Origin of the sequence: Bacillus bruguierae, assembly GCF_037104725.1 — a bacterium.
In the GTDB taxonomy this organism is placed as follows: Bacteria; Bacillota; Bacilli; order Bacillales; family Bacillaceae_G; genus Bacillus_A; species Bacillus_A bruguierae.
In genome coordinates, this window is record NZ_JBAWSX010000020.1 from 16,981 (window position 1) to 32,730 (window position 15,750).

Here is a 15,750-nt window from a genome sequence, read left to right on the forward strand (position 1 = left end):
CTCATACTGTTGAAAAACAACCTAGTCAATGGACAAAAATTAAAAATTTCGATAAACTCTCCTCGTGAACGAAATGAAGCGAGGAGAGTTTTTATGTATGTTACATATTCCATAAAACAAGTTGAAGAGAATCGAAAGTACTATGAAATGATGTATGATGCTTCGCATCATTTAGTAAAGATAGATCAAGTAATGGATTGGAATTTTGTGACAAGACAGTTAGAAGTGTTCTATCCACATCGTATCGGTCGCCCAACGAAAGATCCAATTATGTTAGTAAAAATCTTATTAATTCAGTATTTGGAAGGCTTTCGTTCGGTTCGTTTTACATGTAATCAGGTAAAACAGAATGCGACGTATCGTTGGTTTTTAGGTATTTCTCCAAAAGAGAAAATTCCAGATCATTCAACAATCTCTAAGTTTCTTTCGCAACGTTTACGAAATACGGCGTTTTGGGAGAAGCTTTTTCAGCATTGTCTTCGTTTGATTCATCAAGAAGGATTTATTGCGAACGAAACATGGGTAGCGGATGAAACAGAATTAAAAGCGAATGCAAATAAACGTATCCGCGAAACCTTGGTAGAAGAGAAAGTAATAGAAGAAAAAGGTACAGATTTAGCGATAATTAACAATCATCGCTTGCGTCGTGGAAAAAAACCGCTTCCAGCGAAACGTTCAAAAATAGAGGAAAAACAGACGAATATTAGCCCAGTAGATCCTGACGCACGTTTATCCGTCAAACACGATAAACGCGGCCGATTTGCGTATTTTGAACATCGAGTAGTCGATTCGCTTCATAACTTTATCATTGCCACAGATATCACCGCTGCGAATGTTCCGGGACATCGCAAGTTGATTGAACAAATTGAATGGTTAAAACAACTATTTGGAAAGTATGCGGGAGAAATTGCCCTTGATTCAGGGTACTATAACGCCTCCCTCGCATACAGATTGTTTCAACGTCTCTTCTTTGTCTACATATCTTATCGCCGATTCACCACAAAAGAACATCCGCAGTGTCGTCGTTACCACTTTAAACAAGTAAACGAGGATCTCTATGCCTGTCCTTGTGGTGTACCGTTTTATTATAAAACGACAAATCGTCAAGGATATCATGAATTCAAACCACCTAAAGGAAGCTGCCAATTCTGTCCATTTGCGAAAAAAGAAAACGAAGACCGTGTGTTACGAATTTCAATTCATCAAGACATTTACGATCAATTAAGAGAACAGCGCTTGTCGATGAGAGGGAAAATTCTCCGTTCTGTTCGTCCATCTACGGTAGAACTGAGTTTCGCACATAGTAAAGAACTCCACGGTCTACGCTACGCGCGATACCGTGGAGTTCAAAAAGTTAAAGCACAAGTTTTGATGACGGCCATCATACAAAGCTTAAAAAAGTGGACCAAACTTCGCTCACTTAAGCGAGTTGGTTTACACCTAACACATCAAATTATAGAAGAAACTACTTTATAAAACAAATACAAATCAAAGAAAATGCCAAAAAAATTTGGCATTTTCTTTGACATAATCTTTTTTCAACAAAGTGAGCGTCTTCCAAAAGGAAGACGCTTGTTGATTAAAAGTTTCCATAAACAATTGGATTACTTGAATAACCAACTTCAATATCAATATCGCACCAAAGGTTGCTGTCATATACCCAGTTACCGCCTTTTTTATAACCATTTGTACAGAGATAATAAAGTTGTTTAATTTACAATAAAGCCGTTTAAAACATAATAAAGTTGTTTTAAAAACGCCGGTCATGTTATTTAACAATTGGGCCAGATTATGGAGTGACTTTATTAATTGTTTCGTTAAGATTGTGAAGAAGTGCACTTAAACCAACGTGGCAGTTTAGTTAAATAAAAAATGTTATAATATTATTAAAATTTAAGAAATGTAGGGTGGAAAATGAAGAGTATTAAAAAATTGATTCAAGTCATCTTAGTAAGTACATCATTCCTAATTCTTAGTGGATGTTATTTCCCTAAAGATAAACTGAATCAACCAATACAAGAATATTTAAAAACAAACTATGGAATACAAGGCGAGTTTTCTGTTATTCAGACAGGTAATAATTGATTTGGAGGGATTGGCCATCAAACTTATGTAGAAATGAAAAAGCCATATCGTGCTTATCCGTTCTTAATGATTGAAAGAGATACTTTGAAAATCTTAAAAGATGATAGTGACGATATCTATCTTGAACAATTCAAGGGTGCATATATTGAGCAACACCCAGAAGTAGTTCAAGTAATGAAACAGATTATTAAAAAATATGGATTAGTGAAATATCCTGATAAAGTTGTCCTAGAAGGGCATAACCCTATTCGTATCTTTCCTTACGATAACATTAAGTTAAATATAAATAATTCTCAAGAGCTACTTGATGATTTTAAAAAGACTCAAAAGATTGATACTACTGGACTTTTACCTACATTAATACCAAGTGATCCCCGACGTGAAAATTATAATATCAGGTATGTAGGTGTGGTGAATTTTCAATTTGAATTTGACATGAATAAAAATAAACATCCTATTCCAAAGGCCAAAGATCTAATTGAGGACTTTCAAAAAAGTGGGATATTAAAAAAGTGGATATACAATATAGATATGTTAGTAGATGATTCAAATCCAGATCATTCTGTGGGATGGGAATATAATAATGTAGCTTTGTTTGAAGTCGATGAAAATGGTAAATATACCATAATTGCTACTCCTAAATATAATGATTTAGATAATTCTTACTTTTACGGAGATTATGCAGCTAAAAAAATATAGAATAGAATTTTAGGTTGATTTGTTCAATCTTTTTTCAAAACACGTTCTTAATTTTTGCTCGTTTATCAAGATTATTAGTATCGATGCATTTCTATTATTATGCTCATCATTGCAGCAGGAGCTAGTCTAACAGGGCTTTACTTACTTAAAAAGAAAAAATATTGAGAACGGATCGTGCCTCTCCCCAAATAGAGAGGGGTTTGCTGTGCAACAAGAATTTTATTGAATTAAGTGTAGGAGGAATTCGGATGGATGGAGCACCAAAAAATAAAAGTAAAAACCTGTTGTTATTGATTTATCTTAGTTTAGGATTGAATCTCCTCACAAGTCCATTAGCTTTGTTTATAGGCGGTTTTGCAACAGACCCTCCAGACAGTACTGAACTTGATTTTTTGAAAGGATTTCTCTTCATTCAAGCAATACCACTCCTCATACTGTTTATATTTTTGACATGGTACTTTATCCATAAGAATAGATATGCTTATGCTGGAATAGCCTTTTTTGTGTGTGCTATCATTCTAGGTACCGCCTTTGTTTGGATTAATGATATGTATAAGTCTTCCATAAATGAGGTCTATTTGATACCTGATGGTTACAAAGGATGCGTAGGTGTCTTTTATAACTTCAAGGATGCACCACCCCTAAAAATTGAAGATAAGAAAATGATATATAGAGTAACTAAAGATGGAATATTGAAAACATCATCGAATGAAAATTTTGGTAAGGCATATAAACATAATTCTGGGTGGCGTAATGTAAAATACTATTATGTAGACAAAAACGGAAACCGAGTTCAAAGGTTAGAGGAAGGCAAAGATATTCACAATACATCAGTAACATCGCAATCGGGATTGACATATTCGCAATTCTTTATAGGAACAAAGAAAGAAGCAGAAAAACATCCGCAATTCTCATTTTGTTTTAACGAAGAACAACAACTGCAAATTTATCATAAGTAAATCATTCATTTATATGGATGACTAGAAGGAAGCATCTGCGATATCCCCAAGTCGGGTGCAATCCTTTATTACCGTGTTTTATACACCTAATCCTATTTAATAGGGTGGTTTTGAAAGATGGAACTTCCGCATTCGATAATTATGTGGACATGAAAGTCCTCCAGCTAAACAATCCGGAGGACTTTTAATAGTCTTCTAAATATATTGAATTTCATTCATATCTTTAGCGAATCATCAAAATTTCACTTTTCTCAAAAACTTTATTGTTGGCCCAGTACCAGCATTCTTGTAACCAGGGACAAAAAGTAAAGTTCAGTTTATAATTTTTTGTAATTCGTACAGTTTACTGTTAAATATTCACAAAAAACCAGTTATATTATACAAATTACGCACAATATAGCTGGTTTTTACTATTTTCCTATAAGGATATAGTGACCTTATTAGAAACACTTCTATTTTAATTTTAGTTCTTTGTAGCGCTCTAGATCATGATAATATTGAGCAATAAGTAATGGATTGTTAGAGTTTGAAATTAATGGGTTATATCCGTCATAAACATGGACTGTTCCCAAGTCATCTCCAAAACGAGCTATTCTATCTTGTTCAATACGATGATTAATTATAAGACTATCATATTTTTTTTCAAAGTGCTCATTTTTAATTTTAGCGAGTACTTTTAATTTATATGGATTATCAGCATTCGCGGAAGGCATAAAACCTGGCGCACTAAATGTCACTGTGAATGATTCAACCCAAGGTATAGCTCCATCAATCATTTCACTTTGTACCCATTGTGCTAGGTACCCACCAAGTGAATGACCTGTAATGTACAAATGACTCATCCATTGACGATCAGTCTCTATTAATTCTTTAACAAAATTAGCAGCGTCTTCAGCTTGTAAATTGTCAACATTTTGCCCTACCTGTAAGACATCTACTACCCAGTCCTTCCACTGCTGTGAACCTCTAAATGCAACTGTATAAGCATATTTATCTTTAGAAATTTCTTTTCTATACACATATACATCAAAAGAAGTTCTTTCATTTGTGCCTTTTTTGTGTAATACCCAGCCTCCTGGACTCGTAAAGGCCTCAGCAGGGTTTTTTTCATCAGTTTTTAGTTTATCATTATACGTATGTCTTGCCATTTCAGCAAGTTGAAGTGTAAAGGATAACTCACTACTATCAATTCCTGTTTCAGAAACACCATTATCTCGACCTGATTTAATATTATTATCTATTTCAATAGCACCACTACCTGATCCAACTTTAATCGTTGAAATTTGATCAAAAGCCCAGTTTTTTGGTAGCGAAAATCCTAAATTCCCACTAAATCCTGTGGACATTCCACTAACAAAACTTGTCCTTGCATAACCTTTCTCTGAAACTTGAATACATACGTTTCGAGCCCCATAAACACCTACTTTATAAGATCCACCAAGCTCAAGCATTTTCTCACTTACAGCCTTGAAATGAGGAAGAATATTATCCGTAATATCTATTCCATATGCATCAAAGTCGACTGCAAAATAAATAGTAGTACCATCCTTGAATCCATATTCTTTGGCTGCTTTGAATGCTGATGCTGCATCCAATCCACCTTGTTCTGCACTAAAATATGAAGCCTTTGCACCATTAGTTTGGAAAATTGGAAATACAGATAATCCAGCAGCAAAAATATTTTTCAATTCACCTGGTTGTATTTTTTTATTTATACCACCTGAAACATTAGTAAGATAACGTCCTACAGTTTGATAACCAGCAGCCTTTAAAGCTTTGCCTCTCTCTAAAGTGACTTCCGTTATACAATCACAAGCCGTTCCTTTTCGATCGGGATCCCCCGTACTAAGTAATGCTGATAACCAAGTTGACTTATTGGCAACACCATCTTTGGGAAGTAGTGTGAATTCTTGGAATACCTTAACTTTATCTGCTATGGCCGTATTATATGTTGTTGAAAATGAACCAGAATCATAACCATTGAAATATAAAGCATATTGGAATAATGTAACAAATCTACCCGAACTACCTTCTTTTAGAATTGGTAGTCCAGCCTTTGTCGCATCACCAATCTTGCCAGTTTGCTTAACTGCATCAATTCCCATTTCTGTTTGTAAACCATACACTAAAGCTCTATTTGTACCTGCTTGGTAATGACCATCTGTTGGTTGAACACCAGACGTTTTGTAATATTTATTATTTAAATCTTGTTGAATTTGCCGTACTTTTGCATCTCCCCCTGGAGTAAGACGGTAAGCATCCATTAGTAAGAAAGCCTTAAAAATATAGTCATACACTTTACCATCAGTTACTGGAAGACCAGCATCTTTTTGTAAACTTACAACTGCATTTTTCGTTTTCTCATCAAAAACATCATCAAATTTCCCCGGATTATATCCTTTACAATACATAGCACCTTTTAAAATTTGAACAATCGCTTTTCCTTTTTCATCAGTAGGAACATTCCCTAGTGACATTTCACCCCACTGCTTATATTTAGCAGTTGTAGTTGATCCAAATTCATCTGCAAGCGCAGTAATACCCAATTCAATTTGAAGAGCTCTTGTTAAAGCATAAACAGTTGACCAACCTGTTTTACCATTTAAAGGCGCCGGTTGAAAACCTGCGACTTTTCCATATTTTAAATTTACCCATGTTTGTACTGCAAATACTGCTGGATCTCCCTTTTGCTCTGCCATTAGAAATTCTCTCCTTTTTCTCATTAATGAAGATTAACTTAATAATGTGATTGAAAATAAATATACATATTCAAGCGAATTATTAAGTAAATTACGCTCTTACACTATTAAGTGAAAAGAAAGTAGAATAACTAAAAAAAATAGAAAAAAACTTTGTAACTACTTCGATAATATAAAATTTTGAATTTTTATAAAGATTAAATTATTCGAAGTGTTATGATCACTGTATTTGTGAGATTTCTACAATGTGTTTACAAAGGTACACCTTTTGAAGTATTTAGATATCTATGAAAAACATTGCTTCAAAACATCAAAAACTACACATTTGAAGTACTTCTAAAAAATAAATACCTTTTGAAGTGAATTTGTTATAATAAATTTATAGAAAGGATAAAGGAGTTACTAAAATATGAATGTTAGAAAATTTGGTTACATACGTGTAAGTAGTAAAGATCAAAACGAAAACCGACAGCTTGAAATTATGAAGCAATATATAGAAGATGAATGGGACATTTTTATCGATAAGCAAAGTGGTAAAGATTTTAATCGAGAACAATATCAACTTTTAAAACGAATGCTAAGAAAAGGGGATGTTTTATATGTTCACTCACTTGATCGTTTTGGAAGAAATAAAGAAGCCATCCTTCAGGAGTGGAAAGACATCACAAAAAATATTCAAGCACACATTATTGTCTTGGATATGCCTTTGCTTGATACGACACAATACAAGGATAGTTTAGGGAATTTGATTACAGATCTTGTATTACAAATTCTTTCTTGGCTTGCTGAAGAGGAACGAACAAAAATTAAGACTCGTCAACGAGAAGGAATTGAAATCGCTAAGAAACAAGGGAAACATTTAGGAAGACCTAGAACTGAAATTACTGAAGAATTTATTGCAGCTTACACAGAGTGGAAAAAAGGCGAAATTTCAGCATTAGAAGCAATGAGAAGATGTAATATGACTAGCCCAACATTCTATAGGGTAGTCAAAAGATATGAAAATAGAAAATAATCTTATCTACAAAAAAATTTTACTTTGTCCTTAGTTACAAAAGTGCTGGTATTGGTCCTTATGAGAGAATTGGGTAAATTTCTTGTTTTCTAAAAAGGAATTTCACCGTAATACATAAAGGCCTTAGCTAATTGCACATTACTTTTGGTTTCTTGAATGCCGTTTTAGAGGAATTTTTAGATGCACCCATTACATCTTTACAATTGGAAGATCCACATCTTCATAAATCTTATGAAGATGATAAGTTATCCATATTAGATTTATTAGCAACACTCGACAACGGAACACAAGTGAATATAGAAATTCAGCTTCGAAATACACATGATATGGTGAAACGCTCTCTATATTATTGGAGTAAGCTCTACACATCCCAAATGCAAGAGGGGATGCCGTATCGTTCACTTCGGAAAACAATTACCATTAACTTATTAGATTTCATATTATTTTCTCATGACGACTTATTTCACACCATCGGCCAATTATGGAATGTCAAAACACAACAGATACTAAGTGATGATATTGAAATTCATTTTGTAGAGATTCCAAAATTAGTGAAACAATGGCGTGAAGAAAAAGTAAATCCATGGGAAAATTCATTTGTCCGTTGGATGTTATTGTTGCCAGCCCACGAAGATGAACATTTAACTCAAACATTGGAGGAGATTGCGATGAATCAAGATCCAATTTTACAAAAGGCAATAACTAAATGGGAAAATATGAGCCATGATTCTTCCTTCCGAACAGCTTATGAAGCCCGTGAGAAAATACTTCTAGATGAACAAGCTAAAATAGCTCATGCAAGAGAAGAAGGTATTGAACAAGGAAAAATCCAATTAATTCGTGGTATGTATAAAAATGGCATGCCATTAGAAGATATTGCAAAATTCACTGGTCTCAGTACAGAAGAAATACGAAAATTACTATTATAATTATATATCATGGCAAAAGCTTTGCGAAAACTCCCGCAAAGCTTTTTATTTTATCCATCTATATAACCGTTTTGGGATTTATCTCGGCTGAACCTCTTTTTGGGGTTAATTTTAGACACTAAGTTATGACCCTTAAATGGCATAAAAAAAGACCGTCTATTGACAGTCCTGTTCCTGAAGTTAAGCTACTTATTATTTAACATTAAGTAACTTCTGTTTAAACTCACTCAACACTTTTTTCCGTTCTTCATAATCATTTTCATCGGCTTCTTCCCAAAGTTCAAGGTCTGCACCACGTTCAATCAATTCAATAGCATTCTTACGTACTTGTTCTTGAATACAGTTTTTCTCCAATTGTATTGATGCCAAACCGATATATACTAAAGACATTACTTCCAAGTCATCGTCAGTATTAAATTCATCTAAATATTCTTCTAAGATTGTTTGTGTTGCTTCTTTAGGTGTTTTACCTTCTTCTAAGTAATCAATAAATTCATCCCTGACATCACAAGTAGTATCGTCATCAAATATTCCTGTTCCCCAAGCACCCATATATTAACACTCCTTAATTCTTTACCTTTAGTTTAACTGAAAACAGTTTTTATAAATAGGCCTCACCATATCAAAAAAAGAAAATCGTACATTATCAAGACCTAAATTGAAAAAAGATAGATAAATTAAAGGACATAACATATTAGTCATATAAAATATGTTATGTCCTTTCTTCTTCAACTTAGTTCCCTGTTATCTTAATAAAAAAACCATTAAATTTTTTCTAAAATTGATTTAACGAAAGCAGTTTTCTCTTCTGCATATTTATGTTTATTATTTTTATTTAACTTTGCTAAATTAAGTTTGAGCTGTTCATATTCAATTCTTGCTTCATCATTATCTCTCAAGTAATCTCTGAACTTTAGCTGTTCAAGTAAATATTTACTTCCACATTGGTACATATGGATTTGATGGGCTCTTGGTTCACCCTTACTAAAATAATGTCTATCAGGCAAAATATTTGTTCCTTTATACGAATATCCCAACTCCTCTAAAGGTGAGAAAGTATTCCCACCATCTTTAAAATCTTTGATTTCTATGACTATGTAAATAATTGGTTTTGCACTTAAATGTTTTACTGATGTACTTCCTATGTGGTGAATATTCATTATATATTCACCTATTTTATCTTGTATTTTTTCTCTCTCTAATAAAAATTCTTTATTGGGTATTTTTGCCCATCCCCTCGAAATGGGGGAATAAGAAAAAAGTATGATGAAAAGTCCTTATGTATAAGGATTTTTGATTACTTTTAAAAATAGGTGTTTCAAAATATATACAATTACATTGACATGTTTCAGATATTATTAAGTTGTATTTGAAATATATTGATATAATTGTGGATGTTTTTTCCCATCCCCCGAAAAGGGGGATGGGAAAAAACATCCAGCTTGGAAAGAAAATTTGTATATGTTACGATAAGTTCAATTAAATTGAACTTATTAAATTTGGATTTTTAAATAAATAAAATGAAGAATGAGGAGTAGATATGAGTAAATTTATTGTGAATGAAACAGGAAAAAAACTAGATATAGGTGGTATTGAATTATACTATGAATTGTTAGGGATAAATAATGAAGGTCCAACCCTTGTTTTTGATTCTGGATATGGAACCACTTTAGAAAGCTGGAATTCTATTAGAGATGATATTTCAAAGTTCTCAAAAATGTTTATTTATGATAGAGCCGGTATTGGCAAAAGTGAAATGAATGAAAGACCTCGCCATAGTCAACAAAGTGTCGAAAATCTACGTATCTTACTTAATAAAGCAGGTATAAAACCCCCATATGTGTTGGTCGGACACTCATTTGGAGGTTTAAATACAAGATTATTCGCAAGCACCTATCCAGAGGAAGTAGTAGGAGTAGTTCTCTTAGACTCAACTCATGAGGATCAGAACAGAATATTACCTTCTTTATTTACAAAAGAAGTTCAAGAGGCTTATTATAATCAATTTACTTTGGAGGGTTCTCTTACTGAGGTGGAAGAAAGTTTAGAGCAAATTCGTACTTCTAAATCACTTGGAAATATTCCACTCATTGTTGTAACAGGGGGACTACAGCCTTTTCATACAACGGAGTCCATGGCTACTTGGATGAAATTCCAAAGAGAGCTCGCTAACTTGTCGACTAATAAAAAACATATTATTGTTGAAGATGCTGGACACGCAATACATATTGATAAGCCTCAAGTTGTTGTTGAGATAATAAGGGATATATTAGATATGGTGAAAAATAATAACAAACATTCTACTTTGTAATAGGGGGCACCATACATGCTCATCAACTTAAGATTTTGAAATACCCCAAAATAAAAAATGAAAATTTCTCAATTTTATCCCGCTATTCGTGGGCAGTAATACTCCCACCTCAAAATTCAGCGAAAGCATTATCCAGCTCCAGTGGCTAGAATGTTCGGTGGGAGATAAACTGCTGGCATGCGCCCGATTGGGAGGGCTAATAATCAGTGGGGGATGAAGAACCCCCCACTGATTAAAGTTTCACTTTATCGTTTTGGGGTAGTTTATTTTTGTTAGGTTGATAACGATGGATCTGTAGCCCTATATTGTACTCATGTAAAGTTGACATAATTAATTTATATTGCTTATCTGTTTTTTGATCTCATTTTTACCAATTTGATAACCTGAAATAGCCCCAAGTATCAATAAGAAAAAGACATCCGAATCAGATTTACCGGTGAAAAAATTAAATACTAAAGAGCATACAAGTACCCCAACTATAAATGAAAATAATGGATGAAATTTCATTATGTATTCTCCTTTTTTATTAGTAAATAAAATAACTATATTCGGGAAAAGACATGGAAAATCCTGTTATATATTATAAGAATAGGGAGAATTACGCTCTCCCTAACAACCAATTAATTCGAATACCCTCAATCTACGAATCGTTTCCGTACCCCTTAAAGGCCTTACCATACATCGCCATCAGCTTAAAAAATGACATGTATAGTGACTCCTATTTTTGTTTTTCCATCCTTAATAAATTCCTATAAAGAGGCTCATAACTTAAAATATTTCCTTAACGCACAATTTTCTTTTTTTTGCCGCGTCAGGCCTACTAGAGTTTTCATTCAGATTTATTCAATTTATAACAACTTTTGTGTTTATTTTCTCAATATGGATATCATTATTATTTCTAGTTTTAGTGTTAAAAATTTACAGTTAATATAATATGATACAAATGACGGTTATCATCCTAGTGTTTCTCCTTATGCGAAAAATAAGATCGAATTCTCCTGTCTTATTTTTGGATTGTGGAGCGTATACGTTAACTTAATCTATTAATTCTTTTACTTTATACGAATTCCCCTAGTGTGTACCAAGCAATCTATCACATGATCATAAACATGAGGAGATTCTTCATAAGCATTACAAATTAATTAATAGGAGGCAACATATGTTTAAAAAAGTCTTATTGTCATTTTTCTCCTTCGCAATAGCCGGCTCTATTTTGTTTTCTAATCAAACGGTAACACATGCTGAACTATATCCAGTACAAAATACAAATGGTGCTGGTCTAGACCTTCGTAAGACTCCAACGATAAATGGCACACGAACTGAAAGAAATATTCCAGACGGATATAAACTCGACTTATATTGCTATGTAAGAGGTGAATCTTATAAGGGAAGTACAGTTTGGGATTGGGTAGGTGATACAGGATACGGTGGCGATATAGACAATGGTTTTGCTCCTGATTACTTCATTAAAACTGGTTCATCAAGCCCTGTTGTTCCATTCTGTTCATGGTGACCCCTATTAAAGAATCCGCATTTAATGGGGTTTACTATATGAGTGTTATTACTAGTTATCTCGATTGAAATTTGGCAGCTTTCTGTATTTCTTTTATAATGTGGGCTATGTATCAATGTAACCAAATCACACAATAAGCATTAGCAGACATTATTGACGTACATAAAAAAGGAAGACCTTTCAAATTTAGAGAGTCTTCCTTTTTTATGTACGTTGGGATTATTTATCCCGCATAGTTTATTTTAAATAAAATCCGAAAGGTTCCAAGCCTTAATTGATATTAATGTAGCCCTTTATACTTAACTTTTGAATATATTGGAATTCACAGTAACAAACTCTATCACTTTAAACTGACCGGTTGTTGCTGTGTAACACAATGAATCATACCACCATTTTTATACAGCTCCCTTACATCAATTCCAATCACTTTACGGTCAGGATATAGTTTTTGGATTCTATCGTTTGCTATTTTATCATTAGGATCATTATAATTCGGAACTAATACAACTGTATTCCCAATGTAAAAATTTATATATGAACCTTTGTATCCTAAATCTTTTCCATTATCTAAAATTACATTGTTTTTACTAATTGGTAAATACACATGCTGATAAGGCTTGCCAAAGGCATTTTTAGCATTCATTAATGTTTTAATATCTTTATTTGAAACACCCCATTCCTCTAAATCATCTTCTTTCATTGTAATAATTGTAGACTGATCATGAAATTTAGCAAAGCCATCAATATGGAAATCCGTAATATCCAAACCTGGGACACCATCTAGCCAAATAAAATTAGTAGCACCAAGATATTCTTCTATATACTCCTCTATTTCTGCTTCTGATAACTTAGGATTTCTGTTTTTGTTAACGACAGCACTACGTGTGGATAAAAATGTACCTTTACCATCTAGTTCAAAGGCTCCACCTTCAAGTACTACATCAGTTAGATCAATTCTTTCCATACCTAATTGCTTACTAAGACTGCTTGGAATTAATGCATCTTTTTTATACGGGGTTTTCTTGCCCCATCCATTAAATCCCCAGTTCATGATTTTAATATTTTTATCCTTGTCATATACAAAAATCGGTGCAGAATCTCTTGCCCATACATCATTAGTAGGAATAATATAAAAGTCAATTTTATCCATATTTATACCCTTCTCATACAGAAGATTAGAAATATAATTCTTTTCGTATTCATTATATGCAATAATATGAACATTTTCCCCTTCGCTTAAAGCACTTGTCATCTCTATCCAAATTGATTCAACCTCTTCTTTATAACCTTTACCATATGTCAAGTCATGAGGCCATTGTAACCATGTACCTTCATGTTTGCCTCTTTCGTCAGGCATTGAGTATTTGCCTACACTTTGTCCTTTTATACTTTGGCTTTCATCAGCTTTACTTTGAATACATCCAGTTAAGATTCCAGCTACTAATACAGCCCCTGAGCACAGTATAATTATCTTATTCATTTCATAATCTCCTTATTATGTTTTTACTTTCTCTTGGAAGTAGAATAAGCTTTGACATAGTGTCAAGGTCAAGCAATTATTGTTTTTCTTTTTTAATAACAGGAAAACAGATTTGTGTCACATACTCCTCCGCGCAGCAGTCACATTCTGGACCTTTCAAATAGGTTTCATAAGGCGGACCATCTAAGCAATAACCATTGGATTCCACCCATTCCTCAAGCGCTATATGTGCATATCCGATATAGTCATAACTTCCGATATGCAATGTAGTGGCAATAAACTTTTCAGGGAGCTTTTTTATTTGCCATTCTGTTGATATATCTCTTTCATCCCCAGGAATAATCGGAATCATTAATTCAATATCGCTATGGTCAGGGCTAAACTCTTCATCAAAAAAAATGACAGAGGGTACACCATGTAACTGAATGTTACTTTCTTCCGCCTTATCGTATAAGGAATCAATGTACTTGTCTACATCAGCAATATTAATCTGCAATCTTTGACTTATGACACTTACCTCTTTTCTCATTCCGAGCAATATATCATACGATCTTCTTTCTCCTTGAATCAAATCCACCTTTTTTTCAATCATCTCTTGCATTTCTGTAATGATCTGTCTATATTGATTGATTTCCTTTGATAATTCATTCATTTTCAAATGTATTAATCTGACAAACAATTTTCTATCTGATGTCTGAAGGATTGTTTTAATCTCCGGCAAAGAAAATTTGTATTCTCTCAGTTTTTTAATTAGTAGTGCCATTTCTAATTGGCTATTCTCATAATATCTGTATCCGTTCGTTATATCTATATATACCGGTCTTAAGAGTCCTTCTTTGTCATAGTGTCGTAACATACGAGCGCTCATTTTGCATAGCTGAGAAAATCTGCTAATCGTGTACATATTTCTCTCCTTACTTGGATTGATAAAATTTTCCAATCAAATGACCAGGTAGTAGGAATAGTGACATGGTAACCCTGTCACTACCCCTACATCTTCGCAATTTCACCTTTAGAGACATACTGCTTCTTCAGGGCAATTAAAATATCTTCTTTTTCCCACATATCCATCACCTTATGATTCCCCTGGTCCGCATTGCTTTATACAAGGGTACCATTCTTTGTCACTCAACCAATCTTTTAATCAGACTTTATTATAAAATTTGAACGGAGTTTTTTTGAAAGAAGAATTCTTTTCAATCAATCTTCTTTCAAAAAAAGAAAACTAGTAGAATCAATATAGCTTTCTTTTTCCTTAACGTACAGGGAACCGGTTATTGCTTTTACGGATCTTTTACTGAGTTTTTTCCCGTAATGGTCACAACTTATTAAAATTTGTTTTTTGGTTTAAACTCCACACATAATCTAAGAGACCAAAATGATTTTAATTTTTGCATTCATCTGATCGAAAGATGAATGTTTTTTTTCGCACATAATAAAAAATAAAATTTTTGTCATAAAATTTATTTTTCTGGTTTCTCTATAATATAGGCATCAAATGAGAGTGAGGTTTTGGTCCGAGTCAAACAAAAATTTCGTAAGATTTATAAACAATTAGAGGGGGAACAAATGAATTGTTATGATAAGGGGGTTATTCAAGCATATATGGATGGGGAGCTTTCTTATGATACAAGAAAAGAATTCACAAAACATGTAGACACATGTAAAGTATATCAAGATTTATTACTAGAAATTAGTAAATTAAATCAATGGGAAAACGTCATGTTAGAGGAAGAAACAGTACATTCACCAAAGAAAATCAAAATTGATGTAGATCAAGCGTGGAAAACATTTGAAAATCGCACAAAACTAGAAAATGTTTATTATATAAATCAAAAACTGAACAGAAGAAGGAATTGTTTACAAATATGAATAAAGAATCAAAACATTTCATGTATACGGCGGTAGCGGCAGCAAGACTTTTTACAACAGCCTTGATTCCACAGGTGCGAGTGGCAACCACGATTGTGGCTTCCTATCGATATGTTACAAGTAACATATCGAGCCGTTTCGTTTACCTTACACAGATGTAAGATAAATGTAAGATGAATCAATAGCAG

The 15,750-nt window shown here is 33.3% G+C and carries 11 protein-coding genes and 3 pseudogenes; 8 read left to right on the forward strand and 6 right to left on the reverse strand.

Annotation, left to right across the window (positions count from 1 at the left end; genetic code table 11):
• Nucleotides 1-93: 93 nt before the first annotated feature.
• From WAZ07_RS22735 to WAZ07_RS26355, 3 genes and pseudogenes are all read left to right on the forward strand, one after another.
• Nucleotides 94-1,476, forward strand: a complete 1,383-nt coding sequence (locus WAZ07_RS22735; protein ID WP_336474266.1) for an IS1182 family transposase — start codon at nt 94-96, stop codon at nt 1,474-1,476.
• A 438-nt stretch (nt 1,477-1,914) separates the two neighbouring features.
• Nucleotides 1,915-2,784: pseudogene (locus WAZ07_RS22740) on the forward strand (hypothetical protein).
• 248 nt (nt 2,785-3,032) lie between these two features.
• On the forward strand, nt 3,033-3,743 hold the full coding sequence (locus WAZ07_RS26355; protein WP_413788937.1) for a DUF6843 domain-containing protein: 711 nt from the start codon (nt 3,033-3,035) through the stop codon (nt 3,741-3,743).
• Nucleotides 3,744-4,195: 452 nt separating this feature from the next.
• On the opposite strand, the gene WAZ07_RS22755 is transcribed toward WAZ07_RS26355, so the two are convergent.
• The gene (locus tag WAZ07_RS22755) at nt 4,196-6,442 is read right to left on the reverse strand and encodes a glycoside hydrolase domain-containing protein (protein ID WP_336474267.1); all 2,247 of its coding nucleotides are present in this window, start codon (nt 6,440-6,442) and stop codon (nt 4,196-4,198) included.
• 409 nt (nt 6,443-6,851) lie between these two features.
• Here WAZ07_RS22755 and WAZ07_RS22760 point away from each other — a divergent pair, with 409 nt between their 5' ends.
• Both WAZ07_RS22760 and WAZ07_RS22765 read left to right on the forward strand, forming a co-directional pair.
• On the forward strand, nt 6,852-7,457 hold the full coding sequence (locus WAZ07_RS22760; RefSeq protein ID WP_336474268.1) for a recombinase family protein: 606 nt from the start codon (nt 6,852-6,854) through the stop codon (nt 7,455-7,457).
• A gap of 137 nt (nt 7,458-7,594) precedes the next feature.
• A pseudogene (locus WAZ07_RS22765) lies at nt 7,595-8,386 on the forward strand (Rpn family recombination-promoting nuclease/putative transposase); the annotation flags it as partial.
• A gap of 192 nt (nt 8,387-8,578) precedes the next feature.
• Here WAZ07_RS22765 and WAZ07_RS22770 read toward each other — a convergent pair.
• Both WAZ07_RS22770 and WAZ07_RS22775 read right to left on the reverse strand, forming a co-directional pair.
• The gene (locus WAZ07_RS22770; protein ID WP_336474269.1) at nt 8,579-8,938 is read right to left on the reverse strand and encodes a MarR family transcriptional regulator; all 360 of its coding nucleotides are present in this window, start codon (nt 8,936-8,938) and stop codon (nt 8,579-8,581) included.
• 212 nt (nt 8,939-9,150) lie between these two features.
• Entirely contained in the window at nt 9,151-9,654 is a 504-nt protein-coding gene (locus WAZ07_RS22775) for a GrpB family protein (protein ID WP_336474321.1), read from the reverse strand.
• A gap of 272 nt (nt 9,655-9,926) precedes the next feature.
• On the opposite strand from WAZ07_RS22775, the gene WAZ07_RS22780 reads away from it, so the two are divergent.
• Nucleotides 9,927-10,697, forward strand: coding sequence for an alpha/beta fold hydrolase (locus tag WAZ07_RS22780; RefSeq protein WP_336474270.1), 771 nt, complete (start codon nt 9,927-9,929; stop codon nt 10,695-10,697).
• 330 nt (nt 10,698-11,027) lie between these two features.
• Here WAZ07_RS22780 and WAZ07_RS22785 read toward each other — a convergent pair whose 3' ends face one another.
• Nucleotides 11,028-11,204, reverse strand: coding sequence for a D-alanyl-D-alanine carboxypeptidase (locus WAZ07_RS22785; protein ID WP_336474271.1), 177 nt, complete (start codon nt 11,202-11,204; stop codon nt 11,028-11,030).
• 652 nt (nt 11,205-11,856) lie between these two features.
• Here WAZ07_RS22785 and WAZ07_RS22790 point away from each other — a divergent pair.
• Nucleotides 11,857-12,210: a hypothetical protein gene (locus WAZ07_RS22790; protein WP_336474272.1), complete on the forward strand. Its 354-nt coding sequence runs from the start codon at nt 11,857-11,859 to the stop codon at nt 12,208-12,210.
• A 340-nt stretch (nt 12,211-12,550) separates the two neighbouring features.
• Here the strand turns inward: WAZ07_RS22790 and WAZ07_RS22795 are convergent, their stop codons facing one another.
• Nucleotides 12,551-13,690, reverse strand: a complete 1,140-nt coding sequence (locus tag WAZ07_RS22795; protein ID WP_336474273.1) for an agmatine deiminase family protein — start codon at nt 13,688-13,690, stop codon at nt 12,551-12,553.
• A 76-nt stretch (nt 13,691-13,766) separates the two neighbouring features.
• A complete protein-coding gene (locus WAZ07_RS22800) occupies nt 13,767-14,594 on the reverse strand; it encodes a MerR family transcriptional regulator (RefSeq protein WP_336474274.1) in 828 nt (275 codons plus the stop codon).
• 665 nt (nt 14,595-15,259) lie between these two features.
• Between WAZ07_RS22800 and WAZ07_RS22805 the strand changes: the two are divergent.
• A pseudogene (locus WAZ07_RS22805) lies at nt 15,260-15,669 on the forward strand (zf-HC2 domain-containing protein); the annotation flags it as partial.
• Between the last annotated feature and the right edge of the window lie 81 nt (nt 15,670-15,750).

Excerpts from the sequence above, each read along its gene's own strand:
- WAZ07_RS22785 (WP_336474271.1), bottom strand. The coding sequence starts at position 11,204 with ATGAAATTTCATCCATTATTTTCATTTATAGTTGGGGTACTTGTATGC.
- WAZ07_RS22780 (WP_336474270.1), top strand. The coding sequence starts at position 9,927 with ATGAGTAAATTTATTGTGAATGAAACAGGAAAAAAACTAGATATAGGT.
- WAZ07_RS22800 (WP_336474274.1), bottom strand. The coding sequence starts at position 14,594 with ATGTACACGATTAGCAGATTTTCTCAGCTATGCAAAATGAGCGCTCGT.
- WAZ07_RS22795 (WP_336474273.1), bottom strand. The coding sequence starts at position 13,690 with ATGAATAAGATAATTATACTGTGCTCAGGGGCTGTATTAGTAGCTGGA.
- WAZ07_RS22735 (WP_336474266.1), top strand. The coding sequence starts at position 94 with ATGTATGTTACATATTCCATAAAACAAGTTGAAGAGAATCGAAAGTAC.
- WAZ07_RS22755 (WP_336474267.1), bottom strand. The coding sequence starts at position 6,442 with ATGGCAGAGCAAAAGGGAGATCCAGCAGTATTTGCAGTACAAACATGG.
- WAZ07_RS22770 (WP_336474269.1), bottom strand. The coding sequence starts at position 8,938 with ATGGGTGCTTGGGGAACAGGAATATTTGATGACGATACTACTTGTGAT.
- WAZ07_RS26355 (WP_413788937.1), top strand. The coding sequence starts at position 3,033 with ATGGATGGAGCACCAAAAAATAAAAGTAAAAACCTGTTGTTATTGATT.
- WAZ07_RS22760 (WP_336474268.1), top strand. The coding sequence starts at position 6,852 with ATGAATGTTAGAAAATTTGGTTACATACGTGTAAGTAGTAAAGATCAA.
- WAZ07_RS22790 (WP_336474272.1), top strand. The coding sequence starts at position 11,857 with ATGTTTAAAAAAGTCTTATTGTCATTTTTCTCCTTCGCAATAGCCGGC.